Raw genomic sequence first — 20,903 nt, forward strand, 5'->3', positions numbered from 1 at the left:
CAAACCGGTTAGGGCTGGTGCGTTTCCGCGTACGCGGCCAGCCAGGCCACCTGCCCGGGGTCGAGTGAAGCCCGGACGCGCGCCCGAGCCGTCGCCACGTTGGCCGCGGTGACCGTGGTGGCCTCCAGCGACTCCCGCATCGCCGACAACGCCGACTCGCGGATCAGCGCCGCACAGTCGGCCGCCGAGAAACCTTCCAGCTCGGCCCCGAGCTCGACCAGGTCGACCTCGTCGGCCAGCGGCACCGACTTGGCCGACGCCTTGAGGATCTCGGCCCGCGCCTCGGCGTCCGGCGGCGGCACGTAGACCAGCCGCTCCAGCCGCCCGGGCCGCAGCAGTGCCGGGTCGATCAGGTCGGGCCGGTTGGTCGCGCCGATCACCACGACGTTGCGCAGGTCTTCCACGCCGTCGAGCTCGGTCAGCAGCGCCGCCACCACCCGGTCGGTGGTGCCGCCGTCGTTGGCCTGCCCGCGGGTCGGCGCCAGCGCGTCCACCTCGTCCAGGAAGACCAGCGTGGGCGCCGCCTCGCGGGCCCGGCGGAACAGCTCACGGACCGCGCGCTCGCTGTCGCCGACCCACTTGCTCAGCAGCTCGGCCCCCTTGACCGAGAGCACGTTGGCCTTGCCGGTGCCGGCGATCGCCTTGACCAGGTACGTCTTGCCGCAGCCGGGCGGGCCGTAGAGCAGCACCCCGCGCGGCGGCGAGACGCCGAGCCGGGCGAACGTGTCGGGGTAGGTGAGCGGCCACAGCACCGACTCGGTCAGCGTCTGCTTCACCTCGACCATGTCGCCCACGTCGTCGAGGGTCACCGCGGCCACCTCGAGCGTCGAGTCGGCCATCGAGGTCGGCCGCACCACGTCGAGCGCGCCCTCGAAGTCGGCCATCACCACCTTGGGCGCGTCCGCCTCGTCGGTGGTCTGGCGCAGGGCGGCCCGGACGCCGGCCTCGCGGGCCAGCGCGCCGAGGTCGGCCGCGACGAACCCGGGCGTACGGCCGGCGATGTCGTCGAGGCGGACGTCCTCGGCCAGCGGCATGCCGCGGGTCAGCACCCGCAGCTGTTCCAGCCGCATGGCCGTGTCCGGCAGGGGCACCGCCAGCTGCAGGGCCAGCAGGTCGGGCGAGCGCAGCGACGTGTCGACCGATTCCGGGCGGCTGGTGGTGGCGACCACGGCCACCCCGGCCCGCAGTGTCTCTTCGAGCACCTGCCGGAAGACGATCGAGATCGGGCCCGGCTCGTCGCGGGGCGCGATCGCGTCCACGTCCGAGAAGAGCAGCACGCTCGGTTCGCCCTCGCGGGCCTCGGCGGCGACTTCGCGCAGGCGGCCGGCGGCCGCGGTGTTGGTCAGGGCGGCCAGGCCGGGCGCCCAGACCGGCACGACGCGGGCCTTCACCTGGGCCGCGACCGCACGGACGAGCGCCGACTTGCCCGAGCCGGCCGGGCCCGAGATCAGCACCCCGAGCGAGATCTTGGTGCCCAGCCGGGCCAGCACCTCGCCGTGGTTGAAGCCCAGGTCGAGCAGTTCTTCCAGCTCTTTGGCCTGCGCGCGCATGCCGGGCAGGTCGTCGAGACTCAGCGGCGGCACCTCGGGGTCGGTGGTGGCCGGCGCCTCGGGGCGGGCGGCCGGGCCGGGCACCGGCGTCGAGACCGGGCCGTCCTGCCAGCCGACCACGGTGTCCATGGTGACCACGGCGGCGTCGGTCTCGGCCACCTCGATCACCGTGAGCAGGGCGACGTTCCACTGGTAGCCGAGCCGGTTCTGCAGCCGCCGGCCGATGTCGGGCACCTGGGGCCGGTCACCCTGCGGCAGTACGTCCTGCGGGCGCAGCGAGACCTGGTCGCCCACGCTGACCACCTTGCCGAGCAGGGCCAGCCGCAGGATCTCGGGCGACACCAGGGCCACCACGTCGGCCGCGCCGGCCAGCGTCACCCGGCGGGCCCCCACCGCGGGCTGCCGGGCGATGGTGACCTGGCCGCCGTCGCGCAGGCCGAGGTTGCCCAGCGTGAGATCGTCGGCGTACAGGAACTCGCGGCTCGCGCCCGGTTCGGCCTTGGCGGCCAGCGCGGCCGTCGTGGTCACCCCGGTCAGGCGTACGGGATCGCCGGCGTTGATCTCGAGGGCGGTCATCACCTCGGGGTGCAGCCGCACGATGCCGCGGCGGTCGTCGAGCCCGGCCGCCCGCAGAGTCGCGGTCAGCTTCAGTTCCTCATCCACGCGCGCAGGCCCCTGTCGATAGATCGTCTGATCCCAGCGTCCACGCTATCGTCCGATAACACCTGAGAAGTTTCACAGGATCGCTCCGGCCGCTCGGGCTAGCTTTTGTGCATGTCTTGGACCAGCCGGCTGCCCCGGCCCACCCGCGGGCGGATCCTCGCCGGCTCGGCCGTTCTTCTGCTGGTCGCCGGGCTGGTCGGCTGGGCGGTGTGGCCCGAGCGCGACGCCTGGACCACCCAGGACGAGATGATCACCGTGGTCACCGGCCCCGAGCGCAACGAGAACGTCACGCTGGACGCCCGGCTCTACCTGCCCCGCGACCGCGACGGCAAGGTGCCCGCGGTGCTGCTGGCCCATGGCTTCGGCGGTACGAAGGAATCGGTCGCCAGTGACGCGGAGTCGCTGGCCGAGCGCGGTTACGCCGTGCTGGCGTACACCGCGCAGGGCTTCGGGCGCAGCGGCGGCCAGATCCACCTCGACAGCCCCGACTACGAGGTCCGCGGCGCACAGGGCCTGCTCGACTGGCTCGCGGCCCGGCCCGAGATCCGGACCGACGCGGCCGGCGACCCGCGGGTGGGTGTGGTCGGCGGCTCGTACGGCGGGGCCCTGGCGCTGATGCTGGCCGGGCAGGACCAGCGGGTCGACGCGATCGTCCCCTCGATCACCTGGAACGACCTGACCACCGTGTTCCTGCCGCAGTCGGCCGACACGTCGGCCACCGGCGTCTTCAAGAAGGGCTGGGCCGGGGTCTTCTTCGGCAACGGCGGGGCGGTGCCGTCCGAGGGTGCGGTGGCCCCGCCGACCGGCATCAATGTCGACCCGGCCTGCGGGCGGTTCGCCGCCGACGTGTGCAAGGCCTACCTCGACGTGGCCACCAGCGGCAGCCCCGACCAGTCGACGATCGACCTGCTGCGCCGCTCGAGCCCGGCCGCCACCGTCGGGCAGATCAAGGCGCCCACGCTGCTCGTCCAGGGCGCGGTCGACACGCTCTTCCCGCTCAGTGAGGCCGACGCCAACGCGCGCTCGATCGCCGCGACCGGCACGCCGGTGCGGGTCGCCTGGTTTGCCGGCGGGCACGACGGCGGGGTGGGGCCGCAGAGCGACCAGGACAGGGTGAAGTTCCTGACCGCGCAGTGGCTCGACCACTACGTGAAGGGCGAGGGCGACGCACCCTCCGACAGCTTCACGTACTCGCGGGTGGCCGGCTTCAGCGCGCTCGACCGAGGGCTCGTGACCAACGGGTACTCGACCGACTCGTACCCGGGACTGGCCGGAACCGGAAGCACCCGGCTCGAGCTGCAGGGCCCGGCGCAGCCGATCGCCAACCCGCCGAACGGGAACCCGGGCGCGATCTCGTCGCTGCCCGGCACCGGCGGACGGCTGAGCGAGCTGCTGTCCGGCGTCGCGGCCGACATCCCGGGACAGTTCGCACGCTTCGAGACGCAGCCGGTGAGCACCGCCATCGACGTGGTGGGCTCGCCGACCGTACGGCTGCGGGCTGCCTCACCGACCGGCGAGGCCACCCTTTTCGTCAAGCTTTACGACGTCGACGAGTCCGGCGCGGCCACGCTGAGCGCCGGTCTGGTCGCCCCCGTGCGGCTGACCGACCTGCCGGGCTCGATCGACGAGGCCCAGGAGCGCACGATCCGCCTGCCCGCGATCGTCCGCCGGATCGAGGCCGGTCACACCGTACGCGTCGTGGTGGCCACGACCGACCAGGCGTTCCTCTCGCCGGTGCAACCCGCCACGTACACCGTGCAGGTCGCCTCGAACCTGGAACTGCCGACCGCGGTGGGCACGCCGATCGCCAACCCGCAGACCGTCTGGCGCTACGTGCTGGCCGGGCTGCTCGCCGCGATCGTGATCGGCCTGGTCGTGGTGCTGCTCGTACGGCGGCGACGGCAGCGCGGCCGGCAGACTCCGACCGTGCCCGAGCACGCCGAGACGCCGCTGGTGGTCAGTGGGCTGCGTAAGGCGTACGCGGACGGGTTCGTGGCCGTCGAAGAGATCAGCTTCACCGTCCAGCGGGGTCAGGTGGTCGGCCTGCTCGGGCCCAACGGCGCCGGCAAGACGACGACGCTGCGGGTGCTGATGGGCCTGACCATGCCGACCGCGGGCGAGGCGCTGGTGTTCGGCCACAAGCTGGTGCCGGGCTCGCCGGTGCTGTCGCGGGTGGGCGCGCTGGTCGAGGGGCCGGGATTCCTGCCGCACCTGACCGGACTGGAGAACCTGAAGGCGTACTGGAAAGCGACCGGCCGGCCCGAGGCGGACGCGCATTTCGACGAGGCGCTCGAGATCGCCGGGCTGGGTGATTCGGTCCACCGGCGGACGAAGAAGTACAGCCACGGCATGCGGCAGCGGCTCGCGATCGCCCAGGCCATGCTCGGGCTGCCCGAGTTGCTGGTGCTGGACGAGCCGACGGACGGCCTCGACCCGCCGCAGATCGCCGAGATGCGCCGGGTGCTCAAGCGCTACGCCACCGACGGCCGGGCCGTGCTGGTCTCGAGCCACCTGCTGGCCGAGGTGGAGCAGACCTGCACGCACGCCGTCGTGGTCAACAAGGGCCGGATCGTCGCGTCCGGCCCGGTCGAGGACATCGTCGGCGAGAGCCCGTCGGTGCAGCTCGAGGTGTCCGACGTGCCGGCCGCCGAGCGGGTGCTGGACGAGCTGGGCGTGCGTTCGGTGCTGCCCGACGGGCCGTCCGGCCTGATCGTCGACATGAACGGCACGCCCCGCTCCGAGGTGGTGGCGTCGCTGGTGCGGGCCGGGGTCGCGGTCGACCGGGTGGTGCCGCGGCGGCGGCTCGAGGACGCCTTCCTCGCGCTGGTGGGGGAGAACTCGCGGGGGAGTGGAGACCGATGAGCGTTGCTACCAGCGCGGGCGCCACCGGCTACCGGCCGTCGCGCACGCTGCCGATCTGGGCCGAGGTGCGCCGTCAGGCGTCCCGCCGGCGCACCCAGCTGGCCCTGGGTTTCATGGCCGCGCTGCCGTTGATCATCCTGATCGCCTTCGAGTTCGACAGCGGCGGTGACGACGACGGGAACGGCGGCGGCGCGTTCGGCAGCCTGGTCGACCTGGCCACCTCGGGCGGGCTCAACTTCACGCTTTTCTGCCTGGCCGTCTCGGCCGGCTTCCTGCTGGTGGTGGTCGTGGCCCTGTTCTGCGGCGACACGGTGGCCAGCGAGGCGAGCTGGGGCAGCCTGCGCTACCTGCTCGCCGTTCCGGTGCCGCGGGCGCGGCTGCTCGCGGTCAAGCTGATCGTCGCGCTGGCCTACTCGGCCGTGGCGCTGGCCCTGCTGACCGCGGTCGGGCTGATCGCCGGGACGCTGCGCTACGGGTGGCATCCGCTGGGCAGCACGGTGGCGGCCGAGATCGCCCCCGGCGCGGGCCTGCTGCGGGTGCTCGGCATCGCCGGCTATCTGGCCGTCACGATGCTGATCGTGGCCGGGCTGGCATTCCTGCTGGGCGTGCTGACCGACGCGCCGCTGGGTGCGGTCGGCGGCGCGGTGATGATCTGGATCCTGTCCAGCATCCTCGACCAGATCACGGCCCTGGGCAGCATCCGGTACCTGCTGCCGACCCACTTCAGCGACGCCTGGCAGGGGCTGCTGTCGACCCCGGCCCAGTCGGACGACCTGGTCAAGGGGGCGATCAGCGCGGTCGCCTACGCCACCCTGTGCTGGGGCATCGCGTTCTGGCGGTTCACCCGCAAGGACGTCACCTCGTAGAGCCAGGGTCTTGCTCACACCTCGGGATCCGTCGCGCTGTTTCGAGGGATCCCGTCGTAAGGTGTTGGAAACACAACTGAATACCTCATCCAGAGGGGCAGAGGGAACGGCCCGTTGAAGCCCCGGCAACCACCGCGATCACCTCGATGAAGAGGCCGCACGCGGCAGGTGCTAATTCCGTCCCCGGTCCGGCAGGTCGCCGCGGGGAAAGATGAGAGGGAAGGCCTCTAATGACGTCTGCCGTCAGTGCACCCACTGCTACCTCTTCGCCGGCCACGGGCCTGGTCTGCCGCGCCTGTGGCGCGGAGTACCCGCTGATCGCCCAGCACGCCTGTTACGAGTGTTTCGGCCCGCTCGAGGTGGCCTACGACCAGGCTGCCCTCGCGCGGGTCACCCGTGAGCAGATCGAGGCCGGGCCGCAGAACATCTGGCGCTACGCGGGCCTGCTGCCCGCCGGCCAGGACCCGGCCACCCGCGTCACCCTCGACCCCGGCCTGACCCCGCTGGTCAGCGCGCCCGCCCTGGCCGCCGCGGTCGGCCTGCGGGCCCCGCTGTGGGTCAAGGACGACTCGGCCAACCCGACCCACTCCTTCAAAGACCGGGTGGTCTCGGTGGCCCTGACCGCCGCCCGCGGCCTCGGCTTCACCCGCTTCGCCTGCGCCTCCACCGGCAACCTGGCCAACTCGGTGGCCGCTCACGCGGCCCGGGCCGGCGCCCCCAGCATCGTCTTCATCCCGTCCGACCTCGAGCAGGGCAAGGTCATCACGACCGCGGTGTACGGCGGCGAGCTGGTGGCCATCGAGGGCTCGTACGACGACGTCAACCGCCTCTGCGGCGAGCTGGTCGAGACCGACGAGTTCGAGGACACGGCGTTCGTCAACGTGAACGTGCGGCCGTTCTACGCCGAGGGCTCCAAGACCCTGGGCTACGAGGTGGCCGAGCAGCTCGGCTGGCGCATCCCGGCCCAGGTGGTCATCCCGATGGCCTCGGGCGAGCTGCTGACCAAGGTCGACAAGGCGTTCTCCGAGCTGGTCGAGGCGGGCCTGGTCGAGGCGCCCGAGGGCGGCTGGAAGGTCTTCGGCGCGCAGTCGGCCGGGTGCAACCCGATCGCCACCGCGCTGCAGGCCGGCACCGACGAGATCGTGCCGGTGAAGCCGACCGGCATCGCCAAGTCGCTCAACATCGGCGACCCGGCGGCCGGGGCGTACGCGATCGAGGCGGTCCGCCGCACCGGCGGCTGGATGGACTACGCCGACGACGACGAGATCCGGGCCGGCATCCGGCTGCTGGCCGAAACCACCGGCGTGTTCGCCGAGACGGCCGGGGGCACGACGGTCGCCGTACTCAAGAAGCTGGTCGAGAGCGGCAAGCTCGACCCCGAGAAGGAGACCGTCGTCTACAACACCGGCGAGGGCCTCAAGACCCTCGACGCGGTGGCCGAGCAGGTCGGGCCGACCCACCGGATCAAGCCGTCGCTGCGCGGCGCGCGCGAGGCGGGCCTGCTGGGATGACGCTGCGTAACCGGCGATCCGCCAGGAAGTGAGAATTCCATCGCTGGAGGACTTGCGCCGGGATCGCCGGGTCGGCAGGATGCTCTCTGCGGGAGGGCGTGACGCCGTACGCGGCCCCTCACCTTCGAGCTTGGCGACAATCTCTCGAGGTGCCCAACGACCCAGTGCCGGAGGCGCTGTGCGTCCGCCATCCCGACCAACTTGCAGCGACGGAAAATCGCTCGCGTTCATGGCCGTCACCGAGCAGGGTGGCGGCCATGCGCATTTCTACGGGGCCCCTCACCTCACCCGAGATCGCCTACAGCATCGTCCGGGCCGGAGTGGAGCACGACACTCCTGACATCCCCTATCAGTCGCAGAAGACATTTGTCGCGGTCCTCGACAATCCGGCGCCCGGCTTCACGTTCGAGCGCTACCTGGGTTACCTCGACGACGAGCCAGTCGGTTATCTGGAGCTCGAGTACCCGCAGCTCGACAACTTGTCCAACCTCGACGTCACGCTGTTCGTCCGGCCGAGCCATCGGCGCCGCGGGGTGGGCCGGGCCCTGTACGACCTCGCCGTCGAGCGCGCGCATGCGCACAACCGCAAACACCTGCAGTCGTCCACGGTTGACCGGCACCCCGACGGCGGCGCCTTCGCCGCGGCCGTGGGGGCCAACGCCGGGCTGGCCGAGACGCGCAGCCGGCTCGACGTCACCGCCCTCGACGAGCCCAAGCTGGCCGAGCTGCGGGCCGAGGCCGAGAAGAAGGCCCAGGGCTACCACCTGCGCCGCTGGATCGGGGTGGCGCCGGACGACATCATCGACGACCTGGCCTACCTCGAGGCCCGGCTCAACGTCGACGCCCCCAGCGGCGACATCAACTGGGAAGCCGAGAAGCTGGACGCCGACCGCATGCGCAAGAGCGAGCAGGCGCGCGAGAGGCGCGGGCGTCGCAGCTACTTCTCCGGCGCTTTGATCGGCGACAAGATGGTCGCCTTCACCTGGCTCGTGGTCGACCTCGACCGGCCATCCCACGCCTGGCAGAACACGACGCTGGTCGACCCGGACCACCGCGGCCACCGGCTCGGCATGCTGGTCAAGCTGGACAACCTCGACCACATCCGGGAGAACCGGCCGCAGCTCAACGGGATCGACACGTTCAACGCGACCGAGAACGCCTTCATGCTGGACATCAATCGGGCGATGGGCTTCCGCGCCGTCGACGCCTGGATGGAATGGCAGAAAGACCTCTGACGACCCACGGGCGCAGCGGAAGGTCGGTCGGATAGCCGCCGGCCTTCAGCCCCGCGTTCCGCTCGAGGAAGTTGCGGGCGCCCCACGACCCTGTCGTGGCGTACGACCAGCCGCAGGCCGCCCAGTAGGCGGGCCAGAACAGCGGGCCCAGCACCGCGTACTGCTCGGCGTGGCGGTGCTCGTGGCCGAAGAGCGCGGCCCGCTGCTCGTCGAGCAGCCATTCGGCGCTGCGCCGGGTCAGGATCACCGAGCCGACGGTGAAGCAGGAGGCGGGCGGCACGGGCAGGCGGTAGCCCTCGGCGATCAGCACGCCGTGCCGGCCCCGGCGCAGTTTCGTACGGGTGGCCAGCGCGATCAGCACGCCCGCGCCCGTGGTGCCGTTCAGCGCGGTGAGGATGCCCCGGGCGACGTGCCGTGCGGCCATCACAGGCTCCGGCGCATCCGCAGCTCGGTCAGGGTGGGGATCACCGGGTGCGGCACGCGCTCACCCGTATCGGTGAAACCCAGCTTCTCGTACGCGCGGACCGCCCGGCCGTTGCCGACGACCACCTCGAGCAGCGCCCGCCTGCGCCCAGCGGCCCGGCCCCAGTCGGTGACCGCCCCGATCAGGTCGGCCAGCACCTTGCCGCCGCGGTGGGCCGGGGTGACGTACACCGCGAAGATCACCGTCTCGCCCGGGAACTCGGGCATCACCGTGCCGCCGGCGTGCCCGATCAGGCGGCCGCCGTCGCCCGGATCGGCTACGAAGTTGGCGAAACTGTCGCCCTTCGAGGCCTCGATGATGCGCCGCCGGTAGGCCGCGTGGGAGCGCGCGGCCGCGTCGGCCAACGTCTCGAGGTAGGCCAGGGGGCTGTCGGCGAGCATCTCGAGCCGGAGGGCGCGCATGCGAGCCGCGTCGTCCGCCGTCACCCGGTGCACATTCCAGCTCCCCATGCCGTCCTGACTACCTCGCGCGAGGCCGGGCGACAAGCGGATTGCCGCACATCGGACGGGGTGGCGGCCCGGCCCCGGCTCGGGCAAGGTGTCCGCATGGACCACGGCGAGGCTCGCATCTTCATGGTCGAGGCGCCGGTGGTGGCGGCCGCCGACCCCTTCGACGCCGAAGGGCGCACCGCCGACCTCACTCTCTCCCGCGCCTACGTCCCGGCCGCGCCGCCGTCCGACCCTCTCGTTCCCGGCCCCGGCCCGGGCAGCTGGTCGCAGCGGTACGGCGCGGTGCTCGGCCGCAACGTGCTCGCCCTGCTGCCGGTGGCGGTGCTGACCGCCCTGCCCCTGCACTTCTTCGTCGGCCGGCTCGACGAGGCGGTGGTGGCCGCGCCGTATCTCTCCGACCTGGCCGGCGGCCTGGGCCTGCTGCTGCTCCCGTTCATGTGGCTGGCCTATCTCGCCGTCTCCGCGTTGCCCCAGGTGATCGCCCTGGCCGGGCTGACCGGCATCGCCGTGCCGCGGGCGGCCGACGGCTCCCGGCCCCGGCTGCGCCGCGCCTGGTCGCTGGTCGCGCTGCGGCTGCGGGCCCTCTGGCTGTGGTTCGCCGCCTTCTCGGTGCTCACCGGCAGCCTGCCGCTGCTGGTGAGCGAGGATCAGCTGGGCCTGACCGCGGCCGTGCCGCTCGCCCTGGTGCTCGGGGTCGTCTCGACCGGGGTGCTCACCTTCGGCGGCGTGCTGGGCTGTGTCGTGCTGATCGAACGCGGACACGGGCGGCGCCGCGCGGTGCATCTGCTCACCCGCGTGCGGCCGTTCGGGCTGATCGCCGCGGCGGCCGCGGTGACGGCGGCGCCGGGGGTGGCCGAGGCCGTGGGCGGCGGGCTGGCGGCCACCGCGGCGGGGGTCGTCGCGGTTCAGCTGTGGGCGATCGCCGCCCTGGTCACGTACGCACAGGCGCGCCGGGCCGACGAGCCGGTGACCAGCCGTTCCCTGATGAACGAGCTGGCCGCCCCAGAGGACTGAGCGGTCCGGGGGCGACCGCCGTTTCCTTGCACTCGCACCACGGGAGTGCTAAACAAGTCATTGGCACTCGGGTCTGCTGAGTGCCAAGCAGGTCGGGACGGTGGGGTCTCGGTCGCGGCGCCGCCATCGGCGCCGGGGCACGGGGCCGGTCGTCGCGGGCTATCCGGCTCGGCCTGAGGACGTCACATCGCCAGGTGGTGACGTCCGCAGAGTTCCGCACACGTGCGGGGGCGGGGCCACGGCCCAGCACCTCGAATGTCCAGGAGGACACAGCCGTATGGCCAAGATCATCGCATTTGACGAGGAAGCTCGTCGCGGCCTCGAGCGTGGCATGAACCAGCTCGCCGACGCCGTCAAGGTGACGCTCGGCCCCAAGGGCCGCAACGTCGTGCTCGAGAAGAAGTGGGGCGCCCCCACGATCACCAACGATGGTGTGTCCATCGCCAAGGAGATCGAGCTCGAGGACTCGTACGAGAAGATCGGCGCCGAGCTGGTCAAGGAGGTCGCCAAGAAGACCGACGACGTCGCCGGTGACGGCACGACGACGGCGACCGTCCTGGCCCAGGCGCTGGTTCGTGAGGGTCTGCGCAACGTGGCCGCCGGCGCCAACCCGATGGCCCTCAAGCGGGGCATCGAGGCTGCCGTGGCCAGCGTCTCCGAGGGCCTTCAGCAGCTCTCGAAGGACGTGGAGACCAAGGAGCAGATCGCTTCGACCGCCTCCATCTCCGCCGGTGACTCCACGGTCGGCGAGATCATCGCCGAGGCCATGGACAAGGTCGGCAAGGAAGGCGTCATCACCGTCGAGGAGAGCAACACCTTCGGCCTCGAGCTCGAGCTCACCGAGGGCATGCGCTTCGACAAGGGCTTCGTGTCGGCCTACTTCATGACCGACGCCGAGCGCATGGAGGCCGTCTTCGACGACCCCTACATCCTCATCGCGAACAGCAAGATCTCCGCGGTCAAGGACCTGCTGCCCGTCCTCGAGAAGGTCATGCAGGGCGGCAAGCCGCTCGTCATCATCGCCGAGGACGTCGAGGGCGAGGCCCTGGCCACCCTGGTCGTCAACAAGGTCCGCGGCACCTTCAAGTCGGTCGCCGTCAAGGCCCCCGGCTTCGGTGACCGTCGCAAGGCCATGCTCGAGGACATCGCCATCCTCACCGGTGGCGCCGTCATCAGCGAAGAGGTCGGCCTCAAGCTCGAGAACGCCGACCTGAGCCTGCTGGGCCAGGCCCGCAAGATCGTCATCACCAAGGACGAGACCACCGTCGTCGACGGCGCGGGCAACGCCGAGCAGATCCAGGGCCGGGTCAACCAGATCCGCGCCGAGATCGAGAAGTCGGACTCCGACTACGACCGTGAGAAGCTGCAGGAGCGCCTGGCCAAGCTGGCCGGCGGCGTTGCGGTCATCAAGGTCGGCGCGGCCACCGAGGTCGAGCTCAAGGAGCGCAAGCACCGCATCGAGGACGCCGTTCGCAACGCGAAGGCGGCCGTCGAGGAAGGCATCGTCCCCGGTGGTGGCGTGGCGCTGGTTCAGGCCGGCAAGACTGCGTTCGACAAGCTCGACCTGGTCGGCGACGAGGCCACCGGCGCCAACATCGTCAAGGTCGCGCTCGACGCCCCGCTGCGTCAGATCGCCGTGAACGCCGGCCTCGAGGGTGGCGTCGTGGTCGAGAAGGTGCGCAACCTGGAGGCCGGTCACGGTCTCAACGCCGCCAACGGCGAGTACGTCGACCTGCTGGCCGCGGGCATCATCGACCCGGCCAAGGTCACCCGCTCGGCGCTGCAGAACGCCGCGTCGATCGCCGCGCTGTTCCTCACCACCGAGGCCGTCGTGGCCGACAAGCCCGAGAAGACCCCGGCTCCGGCCGGCGCCCCGGGCGGCGGTGACATGGACTTCTGAGTCCAGTCCTAGCAACAGGGAAAGGGCGGGTCGCTTCGGCGACCCGCCCTTTCTGCTTTTGTCAGCCGCGGTGGCGGCCCGGGCGGTGGCGACCGGGGCTGCCCAGCAGCGGGACGCCGCCCGCCATCAGCAGGAACCCGCCGACCAGGACGGCGATGCCGCCCGCGGCCACCACGCTGATCACGTCGAGGCCGGTCTTGGCCAGCTTGCCGTCGCCGGTGTGGGCCGCGACCTCGTTGACCGTGACGGTGACGATCGCGGTGGCGGTGCCGCCGTGGCCGTCGCTGATCGTGTACGGGAACGAGTCGACCCCGCCCGCGTACGACTTGTTCGGCGCGTAGGTGACCGTGCCGTCCGGGTTGAGCACCGCCGTGCCGTGCCGCGGCTTGCCGATCTTCACGACCTTGAGGGCGTCGCCGTTGGCGTCCTTGTCGTTCTTGAGCGGCGCGATCACCACGGAGTCGCCGGCGTCGACCGCGACCGCGTCGTTCTTGGCCGCCGGAGCGGTGTTCACGCCGGCCACCTTGATGGTGATCGTGCCCTCGGCGACGTTGCCGTCGGCGTCGACCGCCTGGTAGGTGAAGCTGTCGGTGCCGCTGAAGCCCTTGGCCGCCAGGTAGGTGACCGTGCCGTCGGCGTTCAGCTTGGCCGTGCCGTGCTTGGGCTGGGTGATCGAGCGGACCGTCACCGGCACGCCGTGCTCGTCGGTGGTGGGCAGCGTGATCTTCACGGCCTTGCCCGGGTGGGCGGTGAGTGCCTTGTCCGGCACCGCGGGCGGCGCGCCGACGGTGATCGTGACGGTCGTGGTGACGTGGTTCCCGTCGCCGTCGACAGCCGTGTAGCTGAACTTGGCCACGCCGGTGAAGTCGGCCGGCGGCGTGTACCTGACCTGGTTGCCGACGATCGTGGCGGTGCCGTGGTCGGGCGTGGTGACCGTGTCCAGCTTGAGGCTGTGGTCCGGGTCCAGGTCGTTGGCCAGCACCGGCACGGTGACCGGCTTGCGGTACGGCGTGGTCCGCTCGTCCGGCACGGCGACCGCGGCCCCCGAGCTGACGGTGACGGTGACCGTGGCCTGGGCGGTGCCGCCGTGGCCGTCGCTGATCGTGTACGTGAAGGTGTCGGTCCCGGCGAAGTCGGCCTTCGCCGTGTAGCGGATCTTGCCGCCCACGATGGTCGCCGTGCCGTGGGCCGGCGTGCCGACGGCGGTCACCGTCAGCGTCTGGCCGGTGTTGGCGTCGGTGTCGTTGGCCAGCACGTCCAGGTCGGCGGACTTGCCCGAGAGCACCGCGGCCGCGTCGTCGGCGGCCACCGGGGCGGCGTTGGCCACGGTGACGGTCACCGTGCCGGTGGCGGTGTTGCCGGCGGCGTCGCGCACCACGTAGGTGAAGGTGTCGGCGCCGCTGAAGCCGGTGGCCGGCAGGTAGCGGACCTTGCCGTCGACGACGGTGGCCTGGCCGTGGGCCGGGGTCGAGACCGAGACCAGGGTCAGCGCGCCGCCCTCGGGGTCGGTGTCGTTGCCGGTGACCGCGATGTCCACGACCGTGCCGGCCGCCGTGGTGGCGGTGTCGGCGTTGGCGGTGGGCGCCGCGTCGATGACCACGGTGACCGTGCCGGTGTCGGTGGCCCCGAGGTCGTCGGTGACCACGTAGGTGAAGGTGTCGGTGCCGCCGGTGAGGGCGTTCGGGCGGTAGCTGAGGGTGCCGTCCGCGTTGCGGGTCAGCGTGCCCTTGGCCGGGGTGCTGAACGTCGAGACGGTCAGCGCCTGGCCGGTGTTCGGGTCGCGGTCGTTGGCGAGCACGTCGAGGACGGTGGTCAGACCCGGGCGTACGGTGAACCGGTCGTCCACCGCGATCGGGGCGGCATTGCGGACGGTGACCGTGACCAGCGCCGAGTCGGTCAGACCGTGCGCGTCGCGGATCGAGTAGGTGAACGTGTCGATGCCGAAGAAGCCGGCCCGCGGGGTGTAGGTGACGGTGTCGTCCGCGGCGAGGACGGCGCTGCCGTTGGCGGGCGCGGTGACCGCGGTGACCTTCAGTGCGTCGCCGTTCAGGTCGGTGTCGTTGCCCAGCGGCGTGATCACGACGGCGGTGTCGGTGTCGGTGCCGGCCGCGTCGTCGCGGGCCACGGGCGCGGTGTTGACCACGCCGACCGTGACGGTGGCGCCGGCCTGGCCGCCGTGGCCGTCGTCCACTGTGTAGTGGAACGAGTCGGCGCCCAGGTAGCCCGCGGCCGGGGTGTAGGTGACCTTGCCGTCGGTGCCGACCGTGGCCGTGCCGTGGGCCGGCGCGACGTCGATGGTGACGGTCAGCGGGTCGTTGTTCGGGTCGCTGTCGTTGGCCAGCACGTCGATGGTGGCGACGGTGCCGCCCGGGACGGTGACCGAGTCGGGCTGGGTCACGGGGGCGCCGTTGGTGACGACCACGGTGATTTTCTTGGTGTCGGTGCCGCCCTGGCCGTCGTCGACCGTGAAGTCGAAGCTGTCGGTGCCCGACCAGCCCGGGTTCGGGGTGTAGGTCAGGGTGCCGTCGGCGTTGCGGGCCAGGCTGCCGGCCGTCGGGGTGGTGAAGCCGCTGACGGTCAGCGGGTCGCCGTTGGGGTCGTTCGATCCGAGCAGGGCGTCGATGCGGACGGCGGTGTTGCAGGCCGTGTGCACGGACTGGTCGGCCGCGGTGGGGGCGGCGTTGGCCACGGTGACGGTGACGGTCGCGGTGTCCTCGTCGGTGCCGTCGGTTACGACGTACGAGAAAGTGGCCTGGCCCGAGAACCCGGCCGGCGCCTGATAGACGACCTTGCCGCCGGCGATCGTCGCGGTGCCCTTGCTGGGCGCGCCGACCGACTTGATCGAGAGGGTGTCGCCGTTGGCGTCGGTGTCGTTGTGCAGCACGTCGACGGTGACGCTGCCGCGGTAGGCGACGCCGGCCACGTCGTCGGCCGCGTGCGGCTTGGCGTTGCCGACGATGACCTTGATCTGGCCGGTGGTGCGGGCGCCGAGGCTGTCCTCGACGACGTACGTGAAGGTGGCGGTGCCGGTGAAGCCGGCGGCCGGGGTGTAGGTGACCACGTCGCCGGTCAGCGTCGCGCTGCCCGCGCCGGCCTGGGGCTGGGTGATCGAGTCGACGTGGATCGGGTTGTTGTTGGGGTCGGAGTCGTTGTCCAGCACCGGGATGTCGATGCGGGTGCCCGAGGGCGTCGAGCGGGTGTCGTCGATCGCCACCGGGGCGGCGTTGGCCGTGGTCACGGTGACGGAGCCGTTGGCGCTGGCGCCGTGGCCGTCCGAGACGACGTAGCCGAACGAGTCGGCGCCGGTCCAGCCCAGGTCGGGCGTGTAGGTGATCGTGCCGTCGGCCTCGACGACCGCGTGGCCGTGCGTGGGCTGGGTGCCCAGGGTGACGACGAGGTCGGTGCGGGCGTCGTCGGGGTCGCTGTCGTTCGCGCGTACGTCGATCGAGACCGGCACGCCGTTGGTGGTGCTCGCGGTGTCGGCTCCGGCGGTGGGCGCGGCGTTGACCCGCAGCGCCGCCGAGGCGGTGTTGTTGGCGGCGACCGCGTCCGAGCCGGCGCCCGAGACCTTGGCCGAGGCGACGGCGCTGGGGTCGGCCGACGAGCCGGCCGAGGCCGGGATGACGAAGGTGGCCTGGCTGCCGGCCAGCAGGGCGCCGGCCGAGCAGGTGACGACCGGGGCCGCGAGCGAGCAACCCGACGGCAGCGGGCCGGCGGTGATGCCGGTGGGCAGGGTCAGCTCGGCCTTGGCCGCCGGCTCCAGGTCGGTGCCGTTGTTGGTGACCACGACGGTGTAGGTGACGGCGTTGGGCGAGGTGGCACGCTGCACCGCGGTCGGCGAGACGCTGACCGCGACCGAGAGGTCGGCCTTGGGCTGCTGCACGGTCATCCCGTTGCTGCCCGGGGTGCCGTTGATCATCATGTGGGTGAACTGGGCCTCGTAGGTCGAGTTGGCCACGTTGGTGATCGTGTAGCCGGCCGGGGTGTCGGTGTCGACCCGGACCCGGAACGTGACGTACGAGGTGTCGTTGTGGGCCAGCGTGCCGCCGGAGGTGCCGTTGGGCGACGAGCCGACGCCGAAGGTGGCCGTGCCGCCCGCGAACTGCGCGGTGTCGTCGCCGGAAGCGTCGGTCTTGGCCGTGCCCTCGACCTTGAGCGAGCCCGGGATGTAGGTGGTGTGCGTCGGGATCGCGTTGGACAGCACGGTGTTGAGCGCGACGTCGGTGCCCTCGTTCTTGACCGCGATCTTGTACTCGATCACGTCGCCCGGCAGCAGGTCGCCGCCGTCGACGTCGGTGCCGGTCACGGTCGAGACCACGTCGGGCGCGAACAGGTCGGTGGTGAAGGTGACCACGCCGGGGTAGAAGGTCTCGCCGCCGGTGGTCAGGGTCAGCTGGGCGCTGTGCGCGCTGTTGAGCAGCTTGCCGCTCGCGTCGAACTGGTCGATGTCGACGCCCATCAGGTTGTTCTTGCCCGGCGAGCGCCCGCTGTTGAGCTGCGTGCCGGCCTCGCTGACGGTGCTGTTGAAGAAGTTGTCCTGCGGGTTCACGGCGTCCGACATCTTCTGGGTGTCGAGCGTGAGGGTGTCGCCGGTCAGGCCCAGGTCACCCTCGTAGACGACGGTGCCGATGCTGGCGTGCACGGTGCCGCTCTGCGGGGTCTCGAAGCCGCTGACCGGGATCACGACGCTGGTGTCGCTGCTGCTGACGACGCCGAAGCCGTCGAAGATGCGCAGGCTGTGCATCGGCTCGGCCGAGTTCTGGTACGCGATGGCCAGCGCCCAGCCGGCGTAGCGGTCCTTGCCCGTGCCGGCCTGGATGTCGGCCACGCTGTAGACGCCGTTGCCCGCACCCGAAACCAGCGCGGTCACGTCGGCGAAGCCCTGGTAGGCCGAGTTCGTGGTGTTGGTGAACACCTTCGAGGCGGTCACCGGCTGCCAGGCCGCGACGGGCGTACGGAACTTGACCGTGCCCTTGTCGGCGGCGCTCCTGGCGACGGCGCCGCTGCCACCGGCCGACGTGTCCGCGCTCCAGTAGAGGCCGGCGAACAGCACCTTGCTGCCGGCCGGCATCGCGATGGTCGCGGTGCTGTCGTTGAACGTGGCCGCGTCGTTGTCCGCGTCCGCGTACTCCATGACGTAGTTGTTGTTGTTCAGCGACGCGGTGGTGCCGGTCACCGTGCCGTCCTGGCCGGCCGAGCAGCCGGTCGCCGCGGCCGGGCACACCATGTTGGTGTTGCCGCGCAGCAGGATCGAGCCGTTCACGTTGGCCTCGAAGCGCGAGCCGAACGCGGTGGTGAGCGCGGCATCGGCCCGGTTGCCGAGCAGCGTGATCGTCGCGGTCAGGGCGACGGCGATCACCACCACCAGGATCAACGTTCGATAGGCCTTGGAGCGCAGAACGGCTCGGTGCATGAAGGTCCCCGTCGTCTCGCTGAAGGGCCCCGACTCCGGTGGTCAAGGCATTGAGAACGACGCTAGGAACCGCGAAGAGCGGAACGGTTGCAGCGGCGAGCGAGTTCGGGAGCGGCGCGAGCGCTACCGTGGGACTCGTGCGCGAACCATTCGTCTCCCGCTACGCGGCCGGCCGTCTGTCCCCGATCCGGCGCGTGGCCGACCTCCGGCGCCTGCGTGACGAGCAGTTCGACGTGCTGGTCATCGGCGGCGGCGTCACCGGCGCCGGGGCCGCCCTGGACGCGGCCTCCCGCGGGCTCAAGGTGGCGCTGGTCGAGGCCCGTGATCTCGCGGCCGGCACCTCCAGCCGCTCCAGCAAGCTGATCCACGGCGGTCTGCGCTATCTGGAACAGCTCGAGCTGCACCTGGTGCACGAGGCGCTGACCGAACGCGGGCTGCTCTCGACCCGGCTGGCGCCGCATCTCGTCCGGCCGGTGCCGATCCTGGTGCCGCTGCCGGCCGGCAACCCGGCGGTGCGGGTGGGGCGCCGGGCCTACTACGGGCTGGGCGTGGCGGCGTACGACGTGTTCGCCGGCGTTTTCGGCCCCGGGCGCGGCATGCCGCTGCACCGGCACCTCAGCCGTGACGGCGCCCGCCACATCTTCCCCAGCCTGCGGGCCGACACGGTCAGCGGCGCCATCCGCTACTACGACGGCCAGGTCGACGACGCCCGCCTGGTGGTCAACCTGGCCCGGACGGCGGCCAGCCTGGGCGCGGCCGTGGTCACCAGCGCCCGCGTGGTCGGCTTCGTGCGCGAAGCCCGCGAGGTGGTCGGCGTCCGCGTCCGCGACCTGGAATCGCCCGACTCGCCGGAATTCGAGGTCCGGGCCCGTACGGTCGTGGCCGCCACCGGCGTGTGGAGCGACGACATGTCGCAGATGCTGCGCGACGTCGGCGTCCGCCCCGGGCTGCGGGTCCGCGCGTCCAAGGGCGTCCACCTGGTCGTGCCGCGCTCGGCGATCACCGGCGAGGCCGGGCTGATCCTGCGCACGCCCACGTCGGTGCTCTTCGTGATCCCGTGGGGCGGCCATTGGATCATCGGCACCACCGACACCGACTGGAAGCTCGACCGCTCGCACCCGGCCGCCTCGGCGCGCGACATCCGCTACCTGCTCGACCAGGTCAACACCGTGCTCGACCGGCCGCTGACGACCGACGACATCGAGGGTGTGTACGCGGGTCTGCGGCCGCTGCTCTCCGGTGAGGCCGACTCGACCTCCAAGCTGTCGCGCGAGCACGCGGTGGTCGAGCCGATGTTGGGGCTGTTGCTGGTGGCCGGCGGCAAATACACGACCTACCGGGTGATGGCGGCCGACGTCATCGACCGGGCGGTGCGTCGACTGGGCGTGGAGAGGCCGTCCCGTACGGCCGACCTGCCGCTGCTCGGAGCCGACGGGTACGCGGCGGCCTGGCGCGACCGGCAGGACACGGCCCGCCGGCACGGAGTGACGACCGGGGTGATCGAGCACCTGCTCGAGCGCTACGGCACGCTGGCGGTGCATCTGCTGGCCATGATCAAGGCCGACCCGGCCCTGGCCGCTCCGCTGGCCGGGGCGCCGGAATACCTGGCGGCCGAGGTGGCGTACGCGGCCCTGGCCGAAGGCGCCTTGCACCTCGAAGACGTGCTGACCCGGCGTCTGCGAATCTCGATCGAGACGGCCCACCGGGGCAGCGAGTCGGTGGCGCACGCGGCGCAAGTGATGGGTGAGGCGCTGGGCTGGGACGACGCGGTGCGCGAGCGCGAGATCGAGCACTACGTGGCCCGGGTGACGGCCGAACGGCAGAGCCAGACGATGGACGACGACGTGGCGGCCGATGCAGCCCGGCTGGGGGCGGCCGACGTGCGCGGCTACGCCGCCGACCGGGGGATCGACCTGCTGCAAGTCGACCTTTGATCCTCGTCGACGAGCCGCTGTGGCCGGCCCGGGGCCGCCTGTGGTCACATCTGGTCAGCGATTCCAGCTACGAAGAGCTGCACGTCTTCGCCGAGATGCTGGGCGCCCCGCGCCGGGCCTTCGACCGCGACCACTACGACATTCCGGACATGCGCTTCCGGAGCGCGTTGTGGCTGGGGGCGACGCTGCTGCCGTCCCGCGAGCTGGCTGCGCGTCTGCGAGCAGCCGGCCTGCGCCGCCCCAAACACCTCAACCGTTGAGTTCGCGTTCCAGGTTGGCCCGGGCCTTGGCCTCCCACTGCTCACGCAGGGGCGGCAGCCGGTAGATCGACGGCAGCTCGAGCAGCGCCTTGAGCACCTGCGCGCGGCCGGCCTTGAAATCGTCGTCGGGCACATGGGCGTACTCGCGCCGGATGGCCGCCGTGTAGGCCGCATAGGCCTCGTCGTCGCCCGCCAGCACGGCCAGATCGGCGTCGCAGAGAAGTTCGCCGTCCGGGTCGTCCTCCTCGGTGGCGTGCCCCGCCGTCAGCCCGACCAGCCGAGCCACTTCGGCCGCCGTCTCATCCGGTACGCCCAGCGTGACCAGCAGGCCCTCGGCGAACTCGGCGCTGTCCCGCTCATTGGCGTCCCCGAGCGCGCGCGGGTCGTAGACGGCGTCGTGCATCCAGGCCGCCAGCCGCACCCGCTCCGGGTGAGGAGCCAGCTCGGCGAACCGATCAACCACATCGAGCACGGCGGTCAGGTGCGCCACGGTGTGGTACTGCCGCTGCGGCTCGGACCAGCGCCCGATCAGATAGCCACCGGCGGCCTCAAGATCCCCGTCGGGCGCCGTGGCCCCCGCCGCCCGGACAGCCTCACGGAACCGGCCCACAAGATTCTCCACGCGCCAATCCTGACACCCCGCCGGATTACTGCTCCTAGCCAGCCCACCCGCCCGGGGTGCGGTCAACTTACATTTTTCGTCAAGCCGGTGAAGCCAGTTGTCCACAGGCGCTCGGTTGGTGTCTGTAGGGACAGTTGAGG

13 protein-coding genes and 1 riboswitch are annotated in these 20,903 nt (G+C 71.7%); of the genes, 8 read left to right on the forward strand and 5 right to left on the reverse strand.

The genetic code is table 11. From position 1 onward, the window contains the following. Positions 1-8: 8 nt before the first annotated feature. Complete coding sequence (locus OWR29_RS32210; RefSeq protein WP_267567140.1) at positions 9-2,213, reverse strand: AAA family ATPase; 2,205 nt, start codon at positions 2,211-2,213, stop codon at positions 9-11. Positions 2,214-2,324: 111 nt separating this feature from the next. On the opposite strand from OWR29_RS32210, the gene OWR29_RS32215 reads away from it, so the two are divergent. The 4 genes from OWR29_RS32215 to OWR29_RS32230 all read left to right on the forward strand — a co-directional run bounded on the left by OWR29_RS32215 (position 2,325) and on the right by OWR29_RS32230 (position 8,687). Further along, complete coding sequence (locus tag OWR29_RS32215) at positions 2,325-5,075, forward strand: alpha/beta fold hydrolase (protein WP_267567141.1); 2,751 nt, start codon at positions 2,325-2,327, stop codon at positions 5,073-5,075. Further along, positions 5,072-5,941 (forward strand): ABC transporter permease, encoded by an 870-nt coding sequence (locus tag OWR29_RS32220; protein ID WP_267567142.1) that lies wholly within the window; start codon positions 5,072-5,074, stop codon positions 5,939-5,941. The genes OWR29_RS32215 and OWR29_RS32220 overlap by 4 nt, the downstream gene beginning before the upstream one ends. A gap of 82 nt (positions 5,942-6,023) precedes the next feature. Then, a riboswitch (SAM riboswitch) is annotated at positions 6,024-6,159 on the forward strand. Positions 6,160-6,171: 12 nt separating this feature from the next. Beyond that, positions 6,172-7,452: a threonine synthase gene (thrC, locus tag OWR29_RS32225; RefSeq protein ID WP_267567143.1), complete on the forward strand. Its 1,281-nt coding sequence runs from the start codon at positions 6,172-6,174 to the stop codon at positions 7,450-7,452. 257 nt (positions 7,453-7,709) lie between these two features. Further along, the gene (locus OWR29_RS32230) at positions 7,710-8,687 is read left to right on the forward strand and encodes a GNAT family N-acetyltransferase (protein WP_267567144.1); all 978 of its coding nucleotides are present in this window, start codon (positions 7,710-7,712) and stop codon (positions 8,685-8,687) included. On the opposite strand, the gene OWR29_RS32235 is transcribed toward OWR29_RS32230, so the two are convergent. Next, positions 8,626-9,111 (reverse strand): hypothetical protein, encoded by a 486-nt coding sequence (locus OWR29_RS32235; RefSeq protein ID WP_267567145.1) that lies wholly within the window; start codon positions 9,109-9,111, stop codon positions 8,626-8,628. The two genes, OWR29_RS32230 and OWR29_RS32235, sit on opposite strands and share 62 nt — an antisense overlap. After that, positions 9,111-9,620, reverse strand: a complete 510-nt coding sequence (locus OWR29_RS32240; protein ID WP_267567146.1) for a GNAT family N-acetyltransferase — start codon at positions 9,618-9,620, stop codon at positions 9,111-9,113. Before OWR29_RS32240 ends, OWR29_RS32235 begins: the two co-directional genes overlap by 1 nt. Before the next feature lie 96 nt (positions 9,621-9,716). Between OWR29_RS32240 and OWR29_RS32245 the strand changes: the two genes are divergently transcribed. Both OWR29_RS32245 and groL read left to right on the forward strand, forming a co-directional pair. Beyond that, on the forward strand, positions 9,717-10,634 hold the full coding sequence (locus OWR29_RS32245; protein WP_267567147.1) for a hypothetical protein: 918 nt from the start codon (positions 9,717-9,719) through the stop codon (positions 10,632-10,634). Between the two features lie 277 nt (positions 10,635-10,911). Next, on the forward strand, positions 10,912-12,534 hold the full coding sequence (groL, locus tag OWR29_RS32250) for a chaperonin GroEL (protein ID WP_267567148.1): 1,623 nt from the start codon (positions 10,912-10,914) through the stop codon (positions 12,532-12,534). Positions 12,535-12,595: 61 nt separating this feature from the next. On the opposite strand, the gene OWR29_RS32255 is transcribed toward groL, so the two are convergent. Then, on the reverse strand, positions 12,596-17,947 hold the full coding sequence (locus tag OWR29_RS32255) for an Ig-like domain-containing protein (protein WP_267567149.1): 5,352 nt from the start codon (positions 17,945-17,947) through the stop codon (positions 12,596-12,598). Positions 17,948-18,084: 137 nt separating this feature from the next. Here OWR29_RS32255 and OWR29_RS32260 point away from each other — a divergent pair, with 137 nt between their 5' ends. After that, on the forward strand, positions 18,085-19,881 hold the full coding sequence (locus tag OWR29_RS32260; RefSeq protein ID WP_267567150.1) for a glycerol-3-phosphate dehydrogenase/oxidase: 1,797 nt from the start codon (positions 18,085-18,087) through the stop codon (positions 19,879-19,881). Then, positions 19,878-20,141, forward strand: coding sequence for a DUF4031 domain-containing protein (locus OWR29_RS32265; protein WP_267567151.1), 264 nt, complete (start codon positions 19,878-19,880; stop codon positions 20,139-20,141). The genes OWR29_RS32260 and OWR29_RS32265 overlap by 4 nt, the downstream gene beginning before the upstream one ends. On the opposite strand, the gene OWR29_RS32270 is transcribed toward OWR29_RS32265, so the two are convergent. After that, positions 20,131-20,763 carry an HD domain-containing protein gene (locus tag OWR29_RS32270; protein ID WP_267567152.1) on the reverse strand — a complete coding sequence of 211 codons (633 nt, stop codon included), beginning with the start codon at positions 20,761-20,763 and terminating at the stop codon, positions 20,131-20,133. The genes OWR29_RS32265 and OWR29_RS32270 overlap by 11 nt on opposite strands. Positions 20,764-20,903: the final 140 nt, after the last annotated feature.

Source organism: Paractinoplanes pyxinae, assembly GCF_026626335.1.
Classification (GTDB): domain Bacteria; phylum Actinomycetota; class Actinomycetes; order Mycobacteriales; family Micromonosporaceae; genus Actinoplanes; species Actinoplanes pyxinae.